The sequence below is a fragment of the Microvirga arabica genome, assembly GCF_016811235.1.
Lineage (GTDB): Bacteria > Pseudomonadota > Alphaproteobacteria > Rhizobiales > Beijerinckiaceae > Microvirga > Microvirga arabica.
The window spans coordinates 110,966-135,221 of sequence record NZ_JAFBID010000004.1 but is presented as its reverse complement, the minus strand read 5'-3'; the positions used below and the strand labels follow the sequence as shown (position 1 = coordinate 135,221).

Genomic DNA, 24,256 nt, shown 5'->3' with positions numbered 1-24,256 from the left:
CTGCAGCCGCATGCCACGCATGAGCATTGTAGCGGTTAGCTGGAAGGCATCCGGTCCCCTCACCACGTGGCAGATCCGATGTGAGGAGCGCAATCCTCGTTCGTGCCCCTCGTGACTAGGGTTTCACGGTTGCTCATGCCATGCCACATCCAGGCGAAATCGTGAGGGATATGCCCCCACAAAAATCGACATCACGCCTCAAAGCCGGCGATCGACCTGTCCGATCCGGATTCGGAAACCGGCGGGTTGAGAAATAGCCCTCGGTGGTCTCAACGCTCTCCCATACAGGGAGTTGGGCACAGCAGTCCTATGGGGAGATCGGAGATATGCGATGAAGCACAAGCATGCAGGCGATCCGCTCTCGATTTGTCTCGCGGCTACTTTGCCAGGTGAAATGGTCGGCCTTACTGCCTCGGGAGGGTAGCGGATGAGAAGATCCTCGGAGCGCAGGCTGGGATAATCTGCAGGTGCGCTGCTTGACCAGGGGCCTAATGCCACCCGCTCTTCATGAGTCTCGCGTGGCACCCAGCTGAACGATTACCCAGCCGGCAAATTTGCCGCCGGCTGTAGCGCCGATTGTGTCCATAACAAGATCCAGCAGCGTATCAGCCCACGCAAGATTGAGGAAGGTGGCCTCCACAATCTCCCAGGCAATTCCCAGACCTAACCCGATCAGGGTCGCCAAGATTACGAAGCTGCTGCTCCCGGGAATGCCCGTTATCCAACCGCTGATCCATAGGCGGTACATGACAGCAGATACCAGAGCAAGCGGGGTGAAGGTGTGTACGAGCTCGTCGAACCACGCGAACTCCTGGAACCAGTTCCAGGCCCAGCCCCCAGCGTTCAGCAGGGCCGCGCACACAACCAGAAAGCTGATCAGGCTGGGGATGCGCCGCTGCAGCAGCATGAACCCAAGCGACAGAAGAAAGAACCCACCGATGGTCCATAACCCGTTCCAGCGCTGAAGCCACCAAACCGCGACAAAAGCGACAGCTTGCAGAGCAACGCCAAACCAGGCCAGCGCACGCCCGGTGCTGCTGTCTACAGAGGGAGGCGGGGTAGTGTACGTCATGGCCATCGACTTCTCCTGTCAATCACCTTGGTCAGTCGAACAATCAGAGGTTCCCTGTCATCAATTCAGGCGGAGCGGAGCTTTGTGCGATGGCTTACCGGGGTCATCTCCGTCGAGGGGGGAAACAAAATCTTACCTTTCCTTCTGGTCGACAGAGGGTCAGCCCGCAGTCGCAATGTTGTGACTCCTGGACGACGCTCACACCAACCATGCTACGATCATCCAATCTCCTGAATTCATCAGTGCGCGAACTACAATGGGGGCATCAGGCCCCCATTGCATCCGTCCAGCAGGTGGTTGGTTATCCCCGCAACCCGATGTCGACGGTCTCGTTGTCCGCGAACTCGCGATACTCTCGGGTGTTAAAGTCCCAGTCATCGATCGCCTCGACCTCAGCTTCCGTCAAGCCGGCAGCCACGAGTCGGTTGCCGGTCACGAACATACGGTCGAGCGGGATGGGAACCTCCTTCTCGCCCAGGCCAAGGAACCCGCCGTGCTCAAGGATGACGAAGCTCCGATTATCACCAAGGCGACGGACCAAGCGCTTAACCTCGCCGATTTTCTGGCCACGGACGCTATAAACATCCATGTCTTCGAGATCGGTGATCCGCATCGGACGGATGTTGGCGCCCGGGTCAACGGCTCCGGTTGCTGCGGGATCCGGCCGTGGCTCCGCGGTCAGAGCCGTGCGCTCATTGATTGGCAAGCCTGCCCGGTCATGCGCTTGGTCGGCTGCCGCCAGATAGCTCGCCAAGCTCGCGCGGTATGTGGGCTCAGCTTCGCGGTAGCCGGCCATGCCTTCCCGATAGACCGGCAGGGCCCGCAGTTCGGCTTCTGACATGCCCGGGAGGATAATGCGATCCTGTTGAAGCGCCATTTGCGAGAGGGGCAGAATGCGGGCCTCGCCGCCCAGCCCCAGGAACTCGCCGAAGCGGATCACACCATAGCTTTGGTTATTTGAGCCCAGAATCACGCGCTCGATCTCACCAAGATCCTCGCCTTCAAGATTGTAAACGTCCTTGCCTTTGATCTCGGACACCGCGATAGGACGGACAGGGTTCGCACTGGTGTTCATGGCCTGTTGGTTACGAGCAGCCGGCTGGGTCTGCTGCTCGACCCGCACAGCCGGCTGGCCTTCGGCCTGATTGACGATGACGCGCGGCTCAGAGCGCTCGTAGCGCACGGTCGGCTGCCCTTCCGCTCGCTGCACCTGTACCTGCGGCTCGGCGTTTGCTTGGCGTTGCACGAGAACCTGCGGCTGGACCGCCTCGACCTGCACCTGCGGTTCGCCGGGACGTGTGACTGCCACATCGGGGCGCGCCATCAGCACACGCACATCCGGCTGCGGCATCGCGACGTTCACGTTGGGCTGAGGCATGCGCACGATGATCTCCGGCTGGGGAATGTTCACCGTCACCGTCGGTTGCGGCTGGCGCACGATGATCTCCGGTTGGGGTTGGTTCACCGTCACCTGGGGCTGAGCTTGACGGACGATCACGCGCGGATCGGCCGGATCCACTTGGATGGTCGGAGCCGGCTGGCGGACCACTACGTTGGCTCCAGCGTTGGCCGCCCGTGCCGCCAGCGCTGGATCGCTACCGGAGCCAGCGATTGCTACACGGTAGTCCGGCTCGAGCATGCGGTATTGGCTCGCCATCTGCTGATTGTAAGGCTGGAATCGCAATTGATCATCGTTGCCCGTCACTATGAGGCGGTCATTGCGATAGGCAAGGCGATTGACGGGAACGAGCGACTGATTGGTGCCGGCCGAGACGACCAAGTAGACTTGGTTGTCCTGTCCTTGCACGGTTCTGGTGATGCGTCCGAACTCGCGACCAGCCTGGGTGTAGAGAGTCTGGTTCCGTAGCTGTGAGGAGGGAATGCCTTGATCCTGCGCCGTGTTCTGCCGGCTCTGTTGCTGAGGCTGGTTAGCCTGGGATGTGGCGTTCTGCTGGGCAAGAGCTGGTAAGGGAACGAGGGCGGTCGTGCCAAGGAAGGCTACAATTGTTGCGAGTTTCATCATGAGCTCCTTCGCTGCAAATCCAGACTCCGGCAAGGACGCCCCTAGCCGGACAACCGTCTGGACTCAGTTGGGAGGAGAAGCGGTGAGTGCTCTCCCAGTTTCGATGGGTCAGAACGTTTCTGTACGGTGCAGGACTAAGTCTGAGTCTTAGGGATTCTGGCTGTACGATTGCCCGCTCCGACGGACGAGGATCTCTGCTAAGCCGAGACTGCAGGTCCTGTCCAAGACGGAGCAAAATGGTCCCAATGCATGCTGCTGCCTGCAGCACCATGGCGCCGCGTGGCCGATACCCGCTTGCTCTTCAAAAATGCGTAGCCCCTGACAACAAGTCCTGTCGTCAGGGCTGGATTCATACACGGATAGGCGATGAGTGTTGGGAGGTGAAGGCCTAGTCCCGACGCTCTCGCCGCAGGTTCTGCCGCGCCTCTCGCAGGTCTTGACGCTCCTGCCTCACCCTACGCCGCTCCGCGCTGGTGTCGCTGCCTACTCGGCGCTCCTGCCGCAAGTCCCTGCGAGCTTCAAAGAGGTCCCTCCGCTCTTCCCGCATTTCGCGGCGGGCGTCCCGCAGTTCCCGGCGGTCCCTTCGGATCTCGCGGGAATCAAGATAGCGATCGCGATACCATGGTCGGTCGACGTAGTAGCGGCGGTGATAGGCGTCTGGACGGAATCCAACCACCGGCACCCCGATCGTGACGCCGATACTTGGAATGGGCTGGCGTGCATAACGTTGGCCGGCATAGGCGAGATAGTTCCCGGAGACCCAGCCCCGCTCACCGGACCAGCTCACGTCGCACCAGTTGTAGCCAGTAAGACATCCATGGACAACTACTCGGTCACCCTCCTGGATCGTGCCGAAGCGCTGGTAGGATGCGCCTGGTCCGGTTCGGATGTTGAGGTCGGTAGTGGTGAAAGCTAGGGCTTCGGCGAGCACCGTTCCCGGTAGCACGAGCCCCGTAGCAAGGGCGATTACTGCCGTACTTCTCTTCAACATCGGGTTCTCACTTTCGGCATGCATTGTTACTGGAGTGCCAGTGTCTTAGCTGGCGTCGCTCAGCAGGCTCACTTCAGCTCGGCGATAGTCACCGTCCTGCCCACACCGACGTTCTGAAAGGCATCCTCTTCGAAATCTGGTAGGGATTTGAGTGTCTCCTCTGTCAGGTCGGGAGCGACGATCCGGTCGTTTCGGACAGCGATCTTGCTCAGCGGGACAACGACCTGGTTGTCAAAGAAGCCCATGATGCCTCCGTTGCTGACGACGAGGTACATTACCTTGTCGGAACTTTGCTCGACCACCTGCTCGATATCGCCGAGACTCGATCCATCAGGTGCGACCAAGTCCTTCTCGACAATGCTTGAAACCGGGAGTTGACGAGTTATCTCGGCCGGCTGGATTGGAGCTGGCGATGGCTGTGACAATTCTGTAGTTGCCGCCGGGCCAGTATGCGGGCTGTCCGGTGCGGGGGAGGAGTTGTTGCCAGGGGACTGCGCCCATACGGCGGACAAGGGAACAAGGGTGGTCGCCAAAATCGCAGCAAAGACTGTCACACGCATAAACAAATCCCATTCGATGGTGGCCCAACCCTTGCCCGTGGAGGGCCGCACGGCTCTCACCGCGTGAGGGGTTTTAGAACCAGCCGGTTGAATACGTGGGTAGAAACCGGTCACAACGGGATTGTTTCGGGGTGTTCCGTGCAATCTGTACGCTGTTGTACTGTCATTGGGCGCCCCTCTAACAACCTCTCCGCCGTCCCAGCAGTGCTACGTCCTAATCTCGATCCGGACAGTCTGCACGTCATCGCGCACCATCACGTCCACGACTTTGGGCTCCGAAGGCGCCTTGAGTACACTAAGCTTGCCACTGCGCTCCAAGCGGGCCTCGTCCACCTGATCTAGGCGCGAGATGCCCTTGCCCCGCAGATCCTCCCAGAGATCATGCTCTGTCATGTGCACTGCCTGCATCGACGTGGTGTCGACCTCGCCCTTGTGGACCAAGACGCAGGCCTTGCCTTTGACCAGGGTGCCGAAGCCGTGCCAGCGCAGGGCAAGGCCCGAAAACAGCCAGTGCATGCCCAGCAGCACCGCAGTTGCTGCAAGGGCGGGAAGGAACGGCGCGTTGCCGGTCACGGCGCGGCTGGCGATGGACCCAATCATGATGCCGAGAATTACGTCAAAGGCAGTGGCCCGTCCCATAAAGCGCTTCTTAGCAAGCCGAACCATGAGCACCGTCACCACATAAACCACTGCGGCACGCAACATCATCTGCAGGACATTGATGTCGCTGCTCTCTAATTCGAGGCCAAGTGCTTCACGCAAGATCTCTTTAAGCTGATCCATGCTCGTCACCTCGGAAGGCCTACAACTCTATGGACTGGTCAAAGCAGGCTTTCAGCGTCTACATCTGGGGCAGCTCCAAGATAACTTTCAGATCCGACCTGACCTGCTGGCGGCAAGATCCGCCCGCAGCGCCATGATTTCGGCCCGCAGCGCGACTAAGTCGGTACTGCTCGCAGTGTCCGCCTCCGGGGATGCGGCATCCCGCTCGACGAAGAAGGAGGCGAAGCTCGCGGTGATGTAGCCGAAGACGGCAAAGCCATACAGCGACAGCAGGAAACACAGGATGCGGCCCTCCAAACTCTTGGGCCAGTACTCGCTGCCCATTGTGGTTAGAAGCATTCCGGTCCACCAGAGAGCATCCCAATAAGTGGAGAAGCCCCCCTGCACCTCCGCTGCCGGCTCGAAGGTCAGCATGCCGCCGGCTCCGAGCAGGGTGATCAGCATGGTCAGGACGACGGCATAGCCAAGGCCGCGGCGGCTCAGGCTGGCCCGCAGGGCATTCATGCCCCGGTTTGCGGTGCCAACAATGCGCACAAGCCGGAAGCTCCGCGCTGCCCGCGCGGCCTTGAGGAAGCGCAGACCCCTCAGCAGGCGGAAGGCAGGCACGACCAGAGCAATCACTGTGAGCCAGTTGCGCCGCAGAAAGGAGCCCTTGCGGGGAGCAAGCGCAAACCGGAGGGTGAACTCGATAATGAAGGTGATCCAGATCGCGGTGCCAAAGACCTCCAGCGTGCGGGTGCTCCCCCACACAAGTTCTATGATGACGAGAAGGAGCCAAATGAAGCTGAGGAGTTTCATTGGGGTTTCAAGCCACTCCTCAAGATCACGGAGGGCATCCCATCGCTCCTCCACCGAATACGCGCTCGGAGGCATCCTGTCAGTCATCACCTGGGCACTCCTGTTTACACTTGCATGTTGGTGTGAACTCCTGCGTCACCGCCACGGATCCCGGTGCGTGCCGCCTGGTATTTCCTACCTGAACTAAGGGCGGCTTGCGGCCACAATGGCCAAAGACAGCTTAGTGCTCAGCCAGCAGTGTCTGTATGCGCTACGAGGCCACCACACCCGGAATAACGCCCTGCGTGCATCCGGAGGGATACGCAAGAGACTATTACTCTACCGAGCCGATTCACGGTCGAAAACACAAGTTGAATGGGTAGCTCAGGATCTGCCTTTAGGACTTTAGCTGGAAAGGATCCCAGTATCGCATGCAGATCTTGATAGACTGCCGCGACATAGAGAAAGGAATGCGGCACGCGCAGCACGCTACGTGTGTCGTTTTATATGGAGCAATTATGCGACGTTGAGGCGTCCTACTAACGCAAAGGGTTGGGATCTGGACCCTTCTAAGCAAGCCCAGATTGTTGAATGCCGTTGCAAATAGCCTTGTGTTTAAAGTATCTGTGTTTGAGGTAGAAACGTGTTGAAGCTCGACGTTGGTCGACCGAGTATCAAGCCATGGCCCAAGCGAGAACGGCAATGCCGGCAACGGCCCCAATCATAGTAATTGCAAAGCCCCAATTCGATGTTCGGCGCTCACTAGGTGTTGCGGTTCGGTTCAACTTTGTGGTCGAGCCAATTGTATTGGAATCACGTGGTTCGTGGTTTGCAGCCATGATGTCTTCCTTTCGGCCCAGGCTTTCTCACCGAGGGTTGCTGAAATCAGAACTCTTGAGCCATTCCTATGAGTCAAAACGGCGTAGATGAACATGAATGGGCAGGACATAGGACGAGGTCCGGCTATCCGGCAGACTGCCCAAGGACTGAGTACGATGCCGAACCAAATTTCCAGCCATCTCGCGCTTGCGCTCGGCGGGCTGCCGTTCGATCCGCGTGCGGGTGTGCCATTACGCGCGTTTCTCGACCTCATGTAAGGTGATGGCGGAGCGCGTACTCTGCCGCAGCGGATGCTGAGAATACCACTGGGTTCCGTTGCTGGTGGGTCAAAGTGCCAACGTATCCTGACACAAAGGAGCCTGAATCCCTGTTCAGGCAATCCCATCTATCAATTGTCGGGGTCCGGGCTCCTCTGGCGAGTCTCTACTCGCTGCGATGTCGGACTCTCCTGACAGTTGTACGTGCAGCACCGTTCAGAGAAGATTGCCTCCTCTGACCGGCTCGGCTGGCGTGCGACGCTGGCGATGACGGCGGCCAGACACGACATGGCGTTAATGCAGAGACCGTTCGGACCTGCCTTCGGATGTGCATCTTGAGAGCTGATGCCTGTCGTTGCCCTAACAGTGATTCTGCGAGGTGAATCACTGAGGCGACTTTAGGTTAGTCAGTCATAGATATAAACGACTTCGCGCGTGCGTGGCTCAACCAGAACAGGTCGGTCGTTGACGATCGTGTAGCCATACTCGCGACGGAGGCCGAGATTTGGTGGAAGTGGGCGGTATGCAACCTGCGCCGGGAGACGGTAACCTACCGTGACGTTCTCTCGGACGCGCACTGAGGGAACTCGTTGGGTGACCACATACTGCCGGGCTCTTATTGTCTCGTCTGGGGTTAAAGCAGCTCCAGCGGCGGCACCTGCAACTCCCCCAACGACAGCACCTACCGGACCTCCCAGCACTGCCCCCGTGACGGCGCCCCCTGCGGCACCCGTACCAGCACCGGTCTGGCAAGCAGCAAGCGGCACACCGAACAAGAGGACTGCAAGGGCAGGGTTTAGAATTCGGTCTCTCATAATCGCTCCTTATCAGCAGACATGCAGCGAACGGAGTAGGCTGAGCCCCGTTCCCACGATCCAAGACTGGTAGGTGCGACAGCGTACCAAGAATTTGCGCTGGATCGGGATCGTCGACAATAGCTTCAGTCAGTATCTCGTTCAGGGTGCCAAACACTGCTTGAGGGACAAGAGATCAGCTCTGTATGACTGCCCGGCTGATCGTATATTTATCGACAACTTCCCTAGGCGTGCGACCGGCACGACACGCTCGGCAAACGGTGAAACTAGCGAAGTAGAAGGCGCCTGTACGCCAGCCGGTGAATTTCCTCATTTGCGGCAGCATACCTCGGGATGTATGATCATTTGGATGGCTCCGAGGCTCCAGATGAGTTCGCCGGACAGACTTGACCTTTCCTTATGGCGACAGTTCCAGTCGACTGTCGCATGGCTCTTGCGCTCAAGAGGATTCGCTCTCATATGCGTTACGTTGGTAGCGAGCGGGCCAAACGTTGCTCTGGAACAAGGCGGGCCTGAGGAAAGACAAAATTCGGTAAGCGGAGAACGATCCACCGGAGTCGGAATCCTAATTCCGACGCTTCCATGGCACAGCGATCCGTTCGACACGAGCCGCCGCGATCAGGGCCCTCAGTGGCCCAGTTTACTGCAACCGCCCCTTCCGAGCCCCCACAGCTCCGCAGACGCCGCAACAAGCGCCATCTTGTCCCCGACACCACTTGGCCCTCTGCAGCGGTTTCAGCCCGTGACAGCAAATCGGCACTCCCTGATTGATCCAACTCCACTGGGGCTGCTGCAGTCCTTCAGGCGCACTGAGGTGCTACAGGCCAGGGACGAACGGAAATCTTCTGATGAGTCCTATCCCTCCCGCACTGGGAGCATACAAGGAGAGAATGCGCTGCCAAGCGAGCAGCCGTCCCGAGTCATCCTTAGACGACGTTACTAAGGTTTGGTGGGCCTGCCGAAATGGAATTCGAGCAGCCAATGCCGATTAGGTTAGATTTACGGGTCGTGCTGAAGGAAACTCGGATCCCAGCCCGAGTTGAGATCAAAGGAACGGGATCACAATCGCGCTCGCAGGACGGATCTCCCACACCTATAGCTATCGCGCCTATGGAATTTATAAGTGGCTTGCTACACCGATCGGCGAGACCATCTCACGAGTGGATACCCAGCCGGCACCATAGTCGCCCTCACGTTTGACATAGATGTACGTGGTTTTGTACCACGGAAGAACCTCGCTCCTTCTGTTATCAAGAACATAATCTCCCTGGTCCGTCCTTACAAGCATGACAGCATGGCCCGAGGCATGCTCATCAATCACGACGGTCATGCGGAGCGCTCGGGCGGGTAAGCCAGCCCTAACCAGCAGCCTCCGCTTCAGAAGTTGATAATCCTCGCAATCTCCGAAGCCGTCATACGGGAAGTCCCAATGATCCTCAACGCCCCAATGCTCCCGGTCTGCACGGGGCCGAATAGTGTGGTTCACTCGGCGGTTCACGGACACCAGTAACTTCCAAATAGCTGGCGTCAGGGGTACGATTGCTGGCTCCGAAAGGTCGACGCTGCATTCCCCAGGATAGCGCGTGCACATTCTCGACCAAGCTGGGATTGGATCGGCCATATTCATCGAGTTAACTAGACGTGCAGCGGCAGGTGCTGATCTGGTTGCACTATACGGAAACTCGACGAGCATGCCCAAAAGAGCTATTGCGAGCAGGAGGCAAAAAGCTGGACCTGCTGCACGCAAGGATCGGTAAGCATGCCGAATACGCAGAGAAGTTTGAAACCAAAAGGCACGCTTTGATGGGCTTTGGGACTGTTGCCTGTGTGGACGCCAAATCTTCGGTTTCGCCGCCGTACTCATATCAAAGCTCTTCGCCTTAGCGCGGACGGTGGGGACGGCATCTCAGCGCGATGCTTGGATCTGCGCGCACTTGGCTTGTGCGGTTCGAATGGAGGAATCCCGACACAAGCACGTGCTGCATGTCCAGCGGATGTGCGCAGCGGTGTCTCATTCATCTCGTCTCCTAGTTCGGAGAATGAAGCCTCTATGCTGCCGCATGATGAGCGAAAGCACAAAGGCATTCGGCGTTCTCAGACCCCCTTGACGGTTCAATCACTTGACGGAGAGTATTGAAGACCATGGACGGTGTCGGTTGCGGCAAGACAATGTGCCCCTGAGCGGATGTCCTCGCCTCGTACGATGAAAGGACAGCTGCCCGGCGCGGGAAGGAGTCGTGGTATTCGTCGGCAAGGATCCAGCCGTCAATTAGTCCAGGGAGGTTGGCGCGGCTGTAAAGCCAGCCGATGCGCCTCGGCCAATCACGCAGTTCGATAAAGGCAGCTTCTCCGTTTCCTGCTATGAGGACTTGGTAGCTGAGGCCACGAAGCCACTCAGCGAGCGTGTTTCGAAAGATAGGGTTGTCATCCACAACCAGAATCACATTCGGCTCAATCATGCTCACCTCCCGGCGTTGAGCCTCTGCTAATATTCACCTGAGGCAGCGCGCGACGGTTTCATGCACGCCACAAGCACCACCTTCCTACAATCCGCGACTGTCGTGAAACTTGGTAGTCAGTGAATACAGCCATAGTGTCAGGAAGATCCCGACGTCGATGCTGCCTGCCCCTACAGGCGCTGGCAGCACTCCGTCACCTGGAGTGGTTCTCGGGAGCGTTCATATACTGTGGCGTGTGTAGCCGGGAGACAAAGCCGCCGAAGTCGGGGCAGGTGAGCCTTAGGCCGCGGCGCGCAAGCAAGCTAATCTCAGTAAGCTTACCACATAGGAGCGGGGTTCGCGGTCGGCCGAGTTGATGCGCGGAGCCCGGGGCACGTACGGCGCGATGAGCGCTGTGTGAACTGCCGTACCTGCATTGAGTTAACCTTGATAGCCGCAGGCGCCGCGGGGGAGCGCTTGACTTGAGGGATGATGAATATCCGGTCGCGATCCCCCACGGCCCCGTCGAGCGAGGCCGTACCCTGGGTCACCTTCGGACCAATTACCGGCTCATTGCCCCAGCCTCCGGCACTGCGAGCATGGCCTCCTGTGTTTCCGTGAGAGCCCTGCGGACCGACCCGATCGCTTCGGAGCGTTCCTTCCCGTCCCGTTGCTTTGATATGGCCGCGATTGAGTTCTGCAGGGACCGAGCAGCCGCATCCAGGCGGGCCATGGCCTTGGGCCACTCCTTGGCGTCACGTACTTTCACATCTTCGATCCGCCAGTCGGGCGGAAGTTTTAGCATCGCTCGCTGCGTCTGAACAAGTGCCTCATACGCAGCGTCGATCGCTGCGGTGCGCATCGCACCAGGCTCCTGCTGAGCCATATGCTGAATTGACTCACGGAGCTCTTTTGCAGCCTCTAGAAGAGCCTCTAGTGATCTCGCGTAGTCGACGTGCCCAACTTTGAGCTGTGCCCTGTCACCTGAATTACTCGGTGGAGATTGCGGCTGGGAATGGGCGCTGGTCGCAAGATGTGCAGCGACTACAAGGCTGGCTCCAAATAACATACGATAATCGGCTTTCATGATGGGCTCCATTCATTCGCAGTTATAGCGACCAAGGATCTATAGTCGTGACACCGCTCACCAACAGCCAATGCTCGCAAGGGCCTGTATGCAAGCGCCACCCTCGTACGTCGGCGGGCAGAGTTCCGCCTACTGCCTATGCCGGTCGGTCCGGCTTGGAGGCAAAAAATGCGAGCCTGGCGACGCGGATGAGTATCCAACGTACGCTAATCCTTCAATGTGATCGAACGCTCCGCCATGCCGGACGATTGTCTTGAGTTCTGAACAGCTTGGTAGACACGATCATGTGGTAAACTTCAGCGAGGTGGCGAACGTAAGGTTCGCGGTTCTGTCTCTGTCGCCTCTCGAGATCTTCGCACAAACCTGCTCTAACAGGCTCGGGGAGTGTCAGAAGGAGATTGCGTTCGGACTCGTACCAGCGATCGATTTCGGCGAGTGCGCCGATCGTTTCCTGGAGTTCCCGATCGAGCTCGTGCAGATTGACATCACTCAGAATCGACATGCCACACCTCAATGTTGGTCAACAAGCGATTGGAGGATACGGACCGGGCAACGAGAGAGCCATAGTGGGTGGGCGAACGGAACCAGTTGTTTGTACAGGCACGTGCCAAGTTCAGCGCATATGGCGTCACATGTAATGTGAGGGCATAACGCAATTGGGAAGTTGCTGCAGGCGGAATGCATCGAGCGACGGGGATGGCTTGATGGCTGCGGCATGCAGGACGATCGGTATGGGAGCTATCCGGCATTGGGGGTTGGAGGAGACCGGCGCTGCGGTGCTCGCCCAGAACACATTTTGAGGTGGGAGGCTGACCGGCAGGAGGCGTGCGTGGATGTATGCACCTCCTCGGCAGCCCCGGCGCCCGCGGCATGACTGCGCGGCGCTCAACCCGGAAGGGGCTGAAGGGAACGCTCCGGAGAGCCCTCCCCATCCGGAAAATCGGATAGCCGGCATGGGGAGCATGGGATAGCCGGCAGCGCGACCATCGCACGGGTCAGGGCGGATAGTAGAGGCCTAACGCTTCCTCAGGGGGCGCCCCTCCACTGGCGCAGGGTAGGCGGGATTGGCTGGTGGAATGTCGGACATGCTAGGCTCACTGCCGGAGCCAAGATCCGCTGCCACATTCTGCGGACGCGATGTAGACTGATCAGAAATAGCCGGCAACGTGCGCTGTGAGGCCCATATCGTCACGCCTGCCAGTAAGAGACCCACCAGTGTAAGGCCAGCCCCAACTATCAACAGAACAGGAGTGCCTAAGCGGCCCGTCCCTGCCCCTTGGCCAGTCCCGCCCGCTCCTTGTTTTTGTCCCGACGGCCGTGACATCCATTGCTTCCACGCCATCGCCTCCTCCTACGTTCAAGCTGCTGCATCCGCCGTGTTCATGTCGAGCTAGTTGTCTGCTTCAGGATCAGGGTTGCTGCTCCCAAGCGGCTCCTTGAAGTCGACAGCGGGGCCAGAAGGATTGGCAGGATCGTGTCCCTTCGTGATTATTCCCGGCGCGTCGTGAGGATTGTCGAGATCGTCATAGCGTTTGCTGATATTCCACTTTTCCTTTTTGTAGAGCCCCTTATCCTCGGAGATCACTTCGGCCCGGCTTGGGGATAGAGTGAGTGGCACGAGAACGACCAAAATTATGGGCGCTGCAGCCAGGTGACGGGCCATACTGACCTCCAGTTAACAGGTTAATATGAGCTCCACGACGCGGAGCTACCTCCGCAAGGAAAACCGAACTGAAATAGCTATGTTCTGCCGATTGTACGGAGACGAACTGTTTCTAAGCCTGAGGTATCCAGCCTCCCCTGAGTAATGGCTTGACCAATCCAAACGCGGCTATTGAGCGGGTCTCTTCACAAAGCGGGAAGCTCGGCTGGAGCTGGATGTGCGAAGAGACATCTTGAGCTATGTCCGTGATCCTTAATGGACTGACATTCTGCCTCATCGACGAACATACGGGTGGGTGCATTCAGGCACAAAGCTCGTCGCTTCGGCGTCCGGTTGACTGGAAGGTCTAGTCTCAGGATTGGTGCGTCGTTGAACGCTAGGTTGCTGTCACTCCCGGTACGGTTACGTACCGTCTGACCCTTGCAGCTGGAACGGTCGCTTCTGACGCGGCGTTCTGCATACGTTGCTTGCCGGATGACTCGTCAGCTCGAGTAGGGGCTCAACTGCCGTCCGTGAAGCACTCTGGAACTGCTAAGAGACCTGAAATGGGTGGACGTGTTTGGATAATGCTTGGTGCTGCGATAGCTGCGATTGTCGTACTGTTGCTTGTGTCGCCGACAGCATTCCCCGCCTCGTACCTGTCACAGGCGCAGTTGCCGTCGTGAACTTCGTCTGTGTGCGGCGCAAATTCATACATCTGCCCTCACGCAGATGCCACAATCGCGGACCTTCACCTCCTGAACCAGTTGCTTTCCTCAAATGTCACTCGCGGTTGTAATCTGATCATTGAAAGTAAATATGAGCCACAGTTGAGCAACTCGGGGCGTAGAAGACAGTGGGCTACCACGTTCCTACCAGAACCCGCGATACGTCGTGCTCTCCAGAGATACACTGGAAAGTCCGTCTCCAGGATCTGGATGTCCCCTCCTTCATGAAGGCGGCTGACACTCTATGGATCGTATTCGGAACGCGATTGTTCTACTGCAGGGGCAGCTCTGGCTTATCCCTCTGCTGATGAGCGTCTCCGCTTTGGTGCTGGCTTGGTGGCTTCTTACGTCAGGAGCCATACTCTTGGATGGATGGAACAAGGACCGGCTCTGGTGGCTTTTCAGTGGTGACGCAAGCAGCGCCCGAGATCTTCTATCCAGTCTGCTGTCCGGCCTCATGACGATGACTTCGCTTGTCGTTTCCGTTACCTTTGTGATCCTTACCCTAGCAGCTAACCAGCTCGGTCCACGCTTGATCGCTACCTTTATGGCCGATCGCCAGATCCAGTCTGTGCTCGGTCTCTTTCTTGGTACGATTTTGTATGTTCTCGTTGTGCTGCGCACCCTGGATGAGGGGCTTGGCACCCAAGGCGTCCCGCACATTGCAGTAACGGCAGGAAGCATACTCACTGCCGTCTGCGTACTGGCGCTTCTGTTCTACGTTCATAAAATTGCACGTGCGATCATCGCTGACAGTGTCGTCGCGCGAGTAGCCACCAACCTGCACAACAACATCAGAAGTATATTGCCAAACGAGGCGGATGGACCTGAGCGTGCCGTGCCGGACGTGGTCATGAATAGGTCCAGTGCAGTAGCGCTGGGTCGCAGCGGATACATTCAAGTGGTCGACTATGAGCAGCTTGTGTCGATCGCGTGTCGGGCGAACGCGCTTCTCCAGGTGACTGTGCGTGCTGGGCATTTTGTTTTGCAAGCTGGTGAGCATGTGATCGCCAACTCCCATCATGACCTCGATAAAGACATTATCGAATCCATTAGAAGCGCGTTCATTGTGGATACTGACCGCACCCCGGCACAGGACCTAGAGTATGGGTTGCGCCAGCTGGTGGAGATCGCTTTGCGGGCTGTCTCTCCTGGGATCAACGATCCGTTCACTGCGATTGCTGTGCTCGATCGACTTGGTGCGGCCTTGGAGGAAATTTTTCAGCGCTCGCTCCAACCGGTGGTCTGGCGCGATAAGGATGGTGTAGTCCGAGTGATTGCCCAGCGCTCGGATTTGACCGGCCTCACCAATGCAGCGTTCGATGCGATCCGGCAGGCGAGCAGTCAGTTACCGACGGTGCTGATCCGGATGGCTGACGTTCTTGGCCAGTTGGCTCCAGTTCTTCGATCCGATGCAATGCGCGAGGGAGTGGTAGTACAACTCGCTAAAGTCGCTGAAACGGCCAAAGAGGCCCACCTTACTCCAAGTGACCGCGAAGCGGTGCTGACCCGCGTTGAGCAGGCCAGCGCCGCTATCTCTGCTGCTCGCAAGCGGCCTCCCCTGCATTGTCTCTAATGCGTGAGGCGAGCCCAGGCATCTATGTCAGCATAAGCTGAGCGGCGATAGTACAAGGGCCCGACCAAGGCACCCTCCAACGCAGGGCGGCGATAAGGCACTAGGAGCCTGTAGTTCGGCGGGAACGTGTGTAGTATGCCACTACAATCCCTGATCACTTTGACGCAGACATCAGTCAGCGGCGTTCTCCCCGGGTACAGTGGTGTGCTCGCCCAGGGTTTGTCGGATCCACAGCTTCTTCACCAACACGGTGATGGCGACGGCAAGGGGAACAGCAAGGAAGACGCCAAGCCAGCCGAAAGCTACTCCAAACACCAGGATCGCAAAAAGCACCAAGGCCGGTGGCATTGATACTGCCCGCTGTTGGATGAAAGGCGTGATGACGTTCCCCTCCAGCTGCTGGATGGCTAGAGCGGCTGCGACGGTCCAGAGTGCCGTTGCAAGGTCCATTGTCATGGCGAAGATCAATGCCGGAACGGCGCCTAGGATGGGTCCCAGAAAGGGGACAAAGTTGGTCACGCCGGCAATGAGACCGAGCGCTAGCGGTGAAGGTAACCCAATCCACCAGTAGGCGAGTGCCGATAGCATTCCGACTAGCGTCATGGTGACAAGCTGGCCACCAAACCACAGGCGCAGGGCATTGCCCGTGACGTCCATGGCCTCGAAGATGCGCTGGTGCTGGCTCGGCGGTAAAAGCTTGACGGCGCCCCGCCGGTATAGTCTCGGGTCCGCCGCCAGATAGATGGCCGCAACCACCACAAGGGCAAGATCGGCTAACACTCCGAGTATCGTGTACCCAAGGCCGACAGCCCGGGATAGCATCCCAGGGCGGGAGCCTGCGGCGACAGCCTCCTGAAGCTTTTCACTCGCATTGCTGATGCCGATCCTATTGCCGACAGCGTCGATGGCACTTGGCAGAGTTTCGGACAGCTGCGAGATCTGACCTCCGATCCGCGTTCCAAACAGCGTAAGGAAAGTGGCAAAGAAAAGCGCGACGACGATGGTCGCTGCGGTGAGAGCCCAAGTCTCTGGAATTGGCGTGTACTCTGCGATTAACCTAGCGAAGCCACTTAGAAGTACCGCCAGTAGAACTGCGGCGAACGCAAGCAGCAGCACGCCAGAGACGAGCCAGACGAAGTAGGCAAGGCTAATTACCGCCACAGTGATGAGTAGGCGCCGTACATAAGGTCCTTCTTGCCGGAGGCCATCGGCGTCCATTCCCTGACATGGACCCAGAATTGAGCGCGACACTCCGCCGGATGGGTCTGACCTATGCACCGGGTGAGCTCCTTATGCCGCATATTTCCATCGATCGGGCATGAGGGGCATCAATCAGTGCCCCATACGTTACGGTTATCAAGAGCGATCACCCGCCTCGTGCTCACCTGAACACCAGCCCTCGAGGTCAGCTCACTGGGACTGGTTGTTCAGCTGAGGTTTGGGTTGCTGACCGTGCTGCTGCGCCTGCTGTTGCGCTACCTGCCCTTGCTCGCGGTTGGCCTGACCTTGAGCGCTGGCCGGTTGGTACTGATCCGGGCGTTCAATACGAACGCTCGGCTGCCCCGGCGCCCGATTGATGATCACTCGTGGCTCGGCCCGTTCATAGCGCAGCGTTGGCTGCCCCTGCGCCTGTCGGACCTGCACCTGTGGCTCAGCGGCCTGCCGCTGCACCAAGACTTGGGGCTGGACCGCATCGACTTGCACTTGCGGCCGGCTCTGCGGGACGACCGCTACGTCGGGCCGCTCCATCAGAACCCGCACATGTGGCCGTTGCATCGCGACGTTCACGTCAGGCTGGGGCATGCGCAAGACGATCTCCGGTTGAGGAATGTTCACCGTCACCATCGGTTGCGGCTGGCGCACGATGATCTCCGGTTGAGCTTGGTTCACCGTCACTTGCGGCTGTGGCTGGCGCACGACCACGCGCGGGTCCGCTGGATCCACACGCACTGTCGGTGCCGCCTGTTTGACGACAATCTGAGATCCAGCCTGGCTTGACTGCTCGTGCATCACCTGCTGTTGCTTCGGCTGCGTCTCCGCACTTAATGTGACCTGCTGGCCTGGATTGGCTACGCGGAAGCTGGCGATGTTGGCGCGGTACGTCTGCAGAGACCTTAATTCCTTATCGCTCATGTCTGGAATGACCGCACGGCCTCCTTGCAGAGTCATCCGTGCCAGTGGCACAAGACGCGCCTCGCCACCCAGGTCAAGGAGTTCATCGAAGCTAACCACGGCGAAGGATTGCCCGTTCTGCCCCAGAACTACGCCGTCGACCTGACCAATCGCTTGCCCTTGAGCCCTGTACACCTCGCGGCCTTCAAGGTCCGAAACCGCAACCCCTCCCGTCTGGCTGGCCTGGTTCGCTTGGACGGGTTGGCTTGGGCCACCTCCGCGTTGGGCCATCGCAGCGGTAGGCACGATCGCGGCTGACGCCAACACAGCCATTATGATCAACCTCATCGTCATCTCCGTTGCAGGTCAGGTGAGCGGTTCGGCACCATTTGTTGGGCGGCCGCCGGAGCTAGTCGTTGGCTAAGAACTGCCAGGGCGTGGACGGCGCGGCGCTGACCGGAAGCAACTGCCTTGAATTGTTGAAACAACAGCGGTTCGGATGACCTGTTCCTGGCCAGGAGCTTGCTTGAAGTGCAATTCGGTACGGTAGCGAGCGGGTCTCGGAGGCACTCATTGCAAACCTCCAACGTTTCCCAAGACTACTGTTCTGCCAGAGCTACTGATTAGGCGCGGCGCTTCTACCATAGAGAATCCTGTGCCTATTCTGACCGGGATCTACGCAGTGGGCTTTGTGCTCATCCACCTGTTTACCGGCGAATCTGAGTACGTTGCGTCAGCGCTAGAAGTCGGAGACTTAGGCTCCAGAGCTGGCGCCGTCCGGAAATCCCCTCCTGATCGAGGCAGGATCAAGGTTGATACATGTAGGCCAACCGAGCTCGGCCCTAACGTACGTTTTGCCATTGCATTCTAGTATTCGAGTCCTCGTCAAAAGAACACTCACTTATGAAGGCAACATAGAAGCAGGACAAATTCTTCTACTGTAACGAGGTTTCTCCTATGCCATCCCCGGGCGTGAGGTGTGTGGACGAGCACGATGCCGTAGTCATCCAGATCATCGCCGTTGGGACTACACAGTTAACACCAAAATTTCTGTTCAAGCTCGCATGGTATCATACCACTCAAGCGCGGGGATCCTCGGAGAAGTCTCTCACTTCGCTGGATGTAATAGAACGGCAGGATCAAGCAGTCGCCTTGCTCTTCATCGATGATTTGCAGCCGCCATTTCGTCCAATCGGGAACTTCAGTGGCGAGCTCAAGCATAAGCTGAGAGGCGGTGCCCCACGCTCGGTCGATCGCTGCAGACGGGCTCGGCAGTTCAACGCCGATGCTGTCGATGTAGAGGCGTTCACCATCTGAGATGTAGAAATGATAGCGCATGACGTGCCCTCCTTTGAAAGAAAACTCATGTGTAGGCCGAGTACGTTCAATCTCCGCAGCATGCAGAGCGTACCCTAGTGCACTGATTCCGCTGCACGCACGGCCGCTCGCGACGAACGATCTTCTGCAGAGGACATCCTGGACAGCCATTTGACCTGTTGATTGTTGAAGACGCTTCCTCCTGAACCCTGAAATGCTTGCAAGACATGACGCTACAAGAGGGTAGCGGACCAAGCGGCCTCGACTGCAGATGCGGCAAAGGCTCACAAGTGCCAGCTCAGCTTATTCTGCGCTACGATTGGGCGGTTCGTGACTTCCTGTGCCCCTCCCGCATGTAGGCAAGCAGGCAAGACGGTCACATTGAACTGAAGGATTCGAGCCGCCACGCTATCCTGCTCGATTTTGATGGTGCAGGAGCGCACCGTCTCCAGCCGGAAGTGCATGATCCTCCGGCAACCCCGTACAACTACTCTGCATTGCGCAGAATAGCAGTATTATGACCCGTGAAGCAGGTGCGCTCAACTTGTCACCTCAATGGACCAAACCGCTCAGTGTAGCAATAGAGTATCGGACATCTACGACATGGTGTCGTCGCTTCTTTGCTCTGCCGCTCTCGGCCACTCTGCTTTGCGGTTCTACTATGGGTCTCGTCACCTCGCTATCGGCCGCCGATTTGATTGCCGGACGAGCGATCGCTATCAATCGCGGCGGCTTTGGCGCCTGCGTGGCGTGCCACGGGTGGAACGGGGAAGGAGACGCGGCGGGTATTGTGCCACGTCTCGCCGGCCAGAATCCGGTCTACATGTTCAAGCAATTGCAGAACTATGCGTCGGGCGAGCGGTCCAACCCGGTCATGTCTCCCATTGCAGCCGTCCTCACCGAGGAGCAGCGTGCCAACGTATCGGCCTATTTTGCCCGTCTCACCGAGGCGGAGCGCGTGCGAAAACCATCTAATCTTCGATTCGACGTGCTCGACCAGGGTCGCGCCATTGCGCGACTTGGCTTGCCCGAGAAGGCCCTGCCGGCCTGCGATAGCTGTCATGCACCGGGCCTCGAGAACAAACCACCCGAGGCGCCGCTACTAGCAGGCTTAAGCGCAACCTACTCGTCTTATCAGATGCATCTGTTCAAATCCGGTCATAGGGACAACGACCCTCTCGAGCGGATGCGCGCGTTCGCTTCCCGCCTTACAGACAACGAAATCACGGCCGTGACCACCTATTACTCCACATTGCCCGCTTCGGAGGGCAGTCCATGAGCGGGTTGAGCAGACGTCAAATCATTCAGGGTGCGGCGTGCCTCTCTGCCGGTACGCTCACGCAGCCATCTCGCGCGCTGCCCGGTGAGGCCCCGCTGCACTTCAGCGAGTTCATGCGTTTGTCGCAAATGTTAACCGGGAAGCGCATGCTGCACGAAGAAGTTGGTTTGAGAATTTTTTACGGGCTGGCCGAAGCAACTGGCAGCCAGCCAAAACTCAACGTACTCCGAAGTCTCCTCTACCGGCCGGATACCAGCGGTCTCCAGATCGATGATCTGATCGCCAAACAGATCATGACAGACGAGGAACGCCGGTCCGCGACAGTGATCGTCTCTGCCTGGTATACTGGCCGGTATGGCAGCAACAATGAAAAGCGGTTGGCCACCTATACCCACGCTCTGATGTACCGGCCCACGCTTGGCTTGCACAACATCCCTACGTTCTGCGGTGGGCCCACAGGGTATTGGGCCGAACCACCCAAGGAGGGTGGTCATGTGCCCTTATAAGCGTGGAGGTCCGTCAGATGGCCAGCGATCTTGACGCCGACGTCGTGGTGGTAGGATCTGGGGTCGCCGGAAGTCTCGTTGCGTATGAGCTTGCCCGGGCCGGCCTAAGCGTCCTCATCCTTGAAGCAGGTCCACGCTTGAACCGCGACGTTCTTGTGGACCGGTTCAGGGCTGCGCCTGAGAAGCACTTCATGGCACCCTACCCGCCCCACTACTGGGCCCCACATCCGACGCCTGATGATTGGGGCGCTTACCTGATACAGGCAGGTCCAGTGGCCTATAATAACCAGTACATCCGCGCCGTCGGAGGCACAACTTGGCACTGGGCAGCGGCGGCCTGGCGGCTTTTGCCGAGCGACTTCAAGCTTCGAACGCTTTATGGCGTTGGAAGGGACTGGCCGTTCGATTATGATTTCCTGGAGCCCTACTACGGTCGCGCGGAGCGCGAGATGGGCGTTGCTGGCCAGGGGCGCGCGCTTGATCCGCCCCGGAGTTCAGCCTTTCCGCTCCCTCCCATACCACTGTCAACCATGGACCAGTATCTGGTCCGAAAATTGAGTCCGGCTGGGCTTACAACGGTCACGGAACCTGTGGCCCGGTACACAAAACCATTCCGCGGACGGCCGCCCTGCTGCGGGAATAACAATTGCATGCCCATCTGTCCGATAGGAGCTCAGTACAGCGGCGATCTCCACGTCCGTCTGGCCGAAGAGGCCGGAGCGCGCCTCATCGAGAACGCAGTCGCCAATTTCATAGATGTCGGTCCTGAGCGGCGAGTTCGGGCGATCCAGTATAAGGATCCCCTACAAGCGACTCATACAATACGCGGACGCGTATTTATCCTGGCGTGCAACGGAATTGAAACGCCCAAGCTCATGCTCATCTCCAAGTCGGAAAGGACGCCCGCGGGTGTTGGCAACTCGTCCGATATGGTGGGACGCAACCTGATGGATCATCCTGGCGTCGGGGCCAATATGGTTATACGCGAGCCAGTATACCCCGGCCGTGGACCCCAGGAGATCACCTCAGTGGTGAGCCTCCGGGATGGTGCATTCAGGCGCCATTACGCAGCCAGGAAGTATCACTTCGCCAACAGAGTGGACACACTTGATATCACGCAGAACGCGCTGGATGAGGGGCTGCTTGGAAGCCGACTTGACAATAGGATCCGAGACATATCCATCAGGCGGCTACGCGTGGACAGCTTCCACGAGCAGCTACCTGACCCGAGCAACCGCATCGTTCCGAGCGAGACGCTGATGGACCCGATTGGGATCCCACGCCCGGTGATCCGATATTCGATCGATGAGTACGTCCGGCGGAGTGCGGAAGAAACGCGCAACGATTACAAGCGGATCGCCGATATCTTAGGCGCAACAGAAATCACGTTCGACGAGGATTGGGTCCGAAACAACCATCTCGTGGGAACGACGATCATGGGAGGTGACCCTCGGAGCTCGGTGGTCGATCATAATTGCCGCTCTCACGATCATCCAAACCTCTTCATAGCAGGCAGTAGCACCTTTCCATCTATCGCATCAGTTAATCCGACACTCACGATTGCAGCGCTGTCATTGCTGATCGCTGACGTAGTCCGTGCAAGTATTCGGGAGCTAGAGTAGCGACCTGAACTCAGCGCTTTAATGCCGGAGCCTGGGAAGTTGCATGAGTTATGCTCCGCATGAGAAGGTTTGACAGCAGATGGCACAAGAAAGCATGTACTATGTTACGACGTGGCGGGTTTGGCGGGGCATTCTCAGTCACAGTGTTACCTCTGTCGCGGCTAGTATCTCGTTTTTCGTGCTTCTCGCGTTCTTTCCAGCGCTCGCCGCAATAGTCACGCTTGTCAGTCTCTTTGTCGATCCCCTGCGGCTTGACACTTTGTTAGGGTCATATTCCGAGCTGATCCCGCAAGGCAGCGTCTCTGTTTTGATGCAGCAGGTCCGGCGCCTTTCTGAGGCGGAAGCATCACAGGAACAGGTTGTGGTGTTCACGCCATACGTCGGGTTCTTCATGCTAGTGTGGGCCACAAACAAGGGGACGAAGGCCCTGTTTCGTGGCTTGAACACTATTTTCGACTGCAAGGAGACCCGAGGCTTTTTTGCATTTACGTTGGCAACCCTCACCTTCACTATCGGAGCGATCATCTTCCTCGTATTCGCGCTCGGTGCGGTCCTGCTGGTGCCCGCAGGCTTGAAGATGCTAGGGATCGGCGGCGGCCATACCTATCTCATTGAAATCCTACGCTGGCTAGTACTCCTGCTGATTGTTAGTGCGGTGATCTCAGTCATTTACCGGTTTGGACCAAGCCGCAAAGCGTTTAGGTGGCGCTCGATAATTCTGGGCAGCTTCCTCGCGGCCACTCTTTGGGTTGCGAGTTCCGCTCTCTTTTCCTGGTACGTTTCGTCCTTCCGGAGCTTCGTAGAACTCTACGGGTCACTTAGCGCAGTGATGGGCTTTATGGTCTGGGTCTGGCTTTCAATGATTGCTGTTCTGGTCGGTGCAGAGCTGGATGCCGCTCTGATGAAGGAAAAGGGAACTAAAGGCTCGGCAAGGACTGACGAAGGTAGGATCGCCTCTTAAGCAACCCCAAGAGCGCATCTCCGATGTCCACAATCTTGAGCTCGCACGTTACGCTTGCGCGACTTGCAGCTTGCCGTGAGCAGCATGATTAATTGGCTAATGTCCCTGCTAATCCGCTTCAACCATCTCGACGGCCGCTCCGCAGGGGTAACGGCAGCGGCTCTTTAGATTGCCACGAAGCTGCCGGCGGGCCTGTGGAGCCCACATGAGCCGTGATCATCTCATCGGCGTCTGAAAACGCTCAGAATGTACCTGCCTAACTCAAACAGAAGGCCCCGTCCTGATGCAGAAACATAGGAGCGGGGCAGTTAGCTGAAGAGCATTTGGTCAGGAGCATCTGCATCATCACAGCCACTGCCGAGATCCGATTGAAATGCATCGCCTGCCACATTGGCATGGCCTTAGTTCCAAACGAGATCCGCCAGTTGACTAGAAGTACAAGCCAAAACCGCTGGTCCAGTTCCGGCATCGCAGGTGGTCATGGTGCGGAACTGTACGGTTTGAGCATACGATTGCCATTTCATGAATTGCGTCCGCCTGGAGAATATACCTCACGGTTTGGAACCGAGGTTCATTGAGTTCAGCTTCCGCGAGAACCACAAGGTGAAAGCTTTCTAATCAGATCGGGCATCGCCTGCACCGACCTGTGGTGACCTACGAGCAGTTCACTTCGAATAGACGCGCCATGTGTCCTCGTTGGTACAGGATCGTACCGGAACCGGAGCCTGACCGTGAACATGGGCCCGATGTAGAGGTTGTCATCGTGAGCGCGTAGCGGCTGCTGCAAACACCTCCCGAGGTTCAGGGAAAGGTCTGCTACGGGGCTCACTGAAGAAGACACTCTCCTCGGTTGGATGCCCCATGTGGACC

General features: G+C 58.1%; 20 protein-coding genes. 5 read left to right on the top strand and 15 right to left on the bottom strand.

Annotated elements, in window-relative coordinates; genetic code table 11:
* Positions 1 to 505: 505 nt before the first annotated feature.
* The 12 genes from JQC81_RS03675 to JQC81_RS03620 all read right to left on the bottom strand — a co-directional run bounded on the left by JQC81_RS03675 (position 506) and on the right by JQC81_RS03620 (position 13,306).
* Entirely contained in the window at positions 506 to 1,078 is a 573-nt protein-coding gene (locus tag JQC81_RS03675) for a hypothetical protein (protein ID WP_203270362.1), read from the bottom strand.
* A 295-nt stretch (positions 1,079 to 1,373) separates the two neighbouring features.
* Positions 1,374 to 3,092 (bottom strand): PRC-barrel domain-containing protein, encoded by a 1,719-nt coding sequence (locus JQC81_RS03670; RefSeq protein WP_203270361.1) that lies wholly within the window; start codon positions 3,090 to 3,092, stop codon positions 1,374 to 1,376.
* Between the two features lie 391 nt (positions 3,093 to 3,483).
* Complete coding sequence (locus JQC81_RS03665; protein WP_203270360.1) at positions 3,484 to 4,086, bottom strand: SH3 domain-containing protein; 603 nt, start codon at positions 4,084 to 4,086, stop codon at positions 3,484 to 3,486.
* 68 nt (positions 4,087 to 4,154) lie between these two features.
* Entirely contained in the window at positions 4,155 to 4,697 is a 543-nt protein-coding gene (locus JQC81_RS03660; protein ID WP_203270359.1) for a PRC-barrel domain-containing protein, read from the bottom strand.
* A 156-nt stretch (positions 4,698 to 4,853) separates the two neighbouring features.
* Positions 4,854 to 5,429, bottom strand: a complete 576-nt coding sequence (locus JQC81_RS03655) for a DUF421 domain-containing protein (RefSeq protein ID WP_203270358.1) — start codon at positions 5,427 to 5,429, stop codon at positions 4,854 to 4,856.
* A gap of 87 nt (positions 5,430 to 5,516) precedes the next feature.
* A complete protein-coding gene (locus JQC81_RS03650) occupies positions 5,517 to 6,227 on the bottom strand; it encodes a potassium channel family protein (protein WP_203270357.1) in 711 nt (236 codons plus the stop codon).
* Between the two features lie 1,483 nt (positions 6,228 to 7,710).
* Positions 7,711 to 8,118, bottom strand: coding sequence for a DUF1236 domain-containing protein (locus tag JQC81_RS03645; protein ID WP_203270356.1), 408 nt, complete (start codon positions 8,116 to 8,118; stop codon positions 7,711 to 7,713).
* A gap of 1,117 nt (positions 8,119 to 9,235) precedes the next feature.
* Positions 9,236 to 9,739 (bottom strand): transglutaminase-like cysteine peptidase, encoded by a 504-nt coding sequence (locus JQC81_RS03640; protein ID WP_281400221.1) that lies wholly within the window; start codon positions 9,737 to 9,739, stop codon positions 9,236 to 9,238.
* 427 nt (positions 9,740 to 10,166) lie between these two features.
* Positions 10,167 to 10,577, bottom strand: a complete 411-nt coding sequence (locus JQC81_RS03635) for a response regulator (protein WP_203270354.1) — start codon at positions 10,575 to 10,577, stop codon at positions 10,167 to 10,169.
* Between the two features lie 541 nt (positions 10,578 to 11,118).
* Positions 11,119 to 11,418, bottom strand: a complete 300-nt coding sequence (locus JQC81_RS03630) for a hypothetical protein (protein ID WP_203270353.1) — start codon at positions 11,416 to 11,418, stop codon at positions 11,119 to 11,121.
* A 439-nt stretch (positions 11,419 to 11,857) separates the two neighbouring features.
* Positions 11,858 to 12,145 carry a hypothetical protein gene (locus JQC81_RS03625; RefSeq protein ID WP_203270352.1) on the bottom strand — a complete coding sequence of 96 codons (288 nt, stop codon included), beginning with the start codon at positions 12,143 to 12,145 and terminating at the stop codon, positions 11,858 to 11,860.
* An 888-nt stretch (positions 12,146 to 13,033) separates the two neighbouring features.
* Positions 13,034 to 13,306, bottom strand: coding sequence for a hypothetical protein (locus tag JQC81_RS03620; RefSeq protein ID WP_203270351.1), 273 nt, complete (start codon positions 13,304 to 13,306; stop codon positions 13,034 to 13,036).
* 951 nt (positions 13,307 to 14,257) lie between these two features.
* Between JQC81_RS03620 and JQC81_RS03615 the strand changes: the two genes are divergently transcribed.
* Positions 14,258 to 15,589: a DUF2254 domain-containing protein gene (locus tag JQC81_RS03615; RefSeq protein ID WP_203270350.1), complete on the top strand. Its 1,332-nt coding sequence runs from the start codon at positions 14,258 to 14,260 to the stop codon at positions 15,587 to 15,589.
* A gap of 171 nt (positions 15,590 to 15,760) precedes the next feature.
* On the opposite strand, the gene JQC81_RS03610 is transcribed toward JQC81_RS03615, so the two are convergent.
* The 3 genes from JQC81_RS03610 to JQC81_RS03600 form a co-directional block, all read right to left on the bottom strand.
* Positions 15,761 to 16,807 (bottom strand): AI-2E family transporter, encoded by a 1,047-nt coding sequence (locus JQC81_RS03610; protein WP_203270349.1) that lies wholly within the window; start codon positions 16,805 to 16,807, stop codon positions 15,761 to 15,763.
* A gap of 192 nt (positions 16,808 to 16,999) precedes the next feature.
* Positions 17,000 to 18,049, bottom strand: coding sequence for a PRC-barrel domain-containing protein (locus JQC81_RS03605; RefSeq protein ID WP_203270348.1), 1,050 nt, complete (start codon positions 18,047 to 18,049; stop codon positions 17,000 to 17,002).
* A gap of 687 nt (positions 18,050 to 18,736) precedes the next feature.
* The gene (locus JQC81_RS03600; RefSeq protein WP_203270347.1) at positions 18,737 to 19,039 is read right to left on the bottom strand and encodes a DUF6894 family protein; all 303 of its coding nucleotides are present in this window, start codon (positions 19,037 to 19,039) and stop codon (positions 18,737 to 18,739) included.
* A 640-nt stretch (positions 19,040 to 19,679) separates the two neighbouring features.
* On the opposite strand from JQC81_RS03600, the gene JQC81_RS03595 reads away from it, so the two are divergent.
* The 4 genes from JQC81_RS03595 to JQC81_RS03580 all read left to right on the top strand — a co-directional run bounded on the left by JQC81_RS03595 (position 19,680) and on the right by JQC81_RS03580 (position 23,386).
* Positions 19,680 to 20,297 (top strand): c-type cytochrome, encoded by a 618-nt coding sequence (locus JQC81_RS03595; protein ID WP_203270346.1) that lies wholly within the window; start codon positions 19,680 to 19,682, stop codon positions 20,295 to 20,297.
* Positions 20,294 to 20,803 (top strand): sugar dehydrogenase complex small subunit, encoded by a 510-nt coding sequence (locus JQC81_RS03590; protein ID WP_203270345.1) that lies wholly within the window; start codon positions 20,294 to 20,296, stop codon positions 20,801 to 20,803. Before JQC81_RS03595 ends, JQC81_RS03590 begins: the two co-directional genes overlap by 4 nt.
* 17 nt (positions 20,804 to 20,820) lie before the next feature.
* Positions 20,821 to 22,425, top strand: a complete 1,605-nt coding sequence (locus JQC81_RS03585; protein WP_203270344.1) for a GMC family oxidoreductase — start codon at positions 20,821 to 20,823, stop codon at positions 22,423 to 22,425.
* A 79-nt stretch (positions 22,426 to 22,504) separates the two neighbouring features.
* Positions 22,505 to 23,386 (top strand): YihY/virulence factor BrkB family protein, encoded by an 882-nt coding sequence (locus JQC81_RS03580; protein WP_203270343.1) that lies wholly within the window; start codon positions 22,505 to 22,507, stop codon positions 23,384 to 23,386.
* Positions 23,387 to 24,256 lie beyond the last annotated feature (870 nt).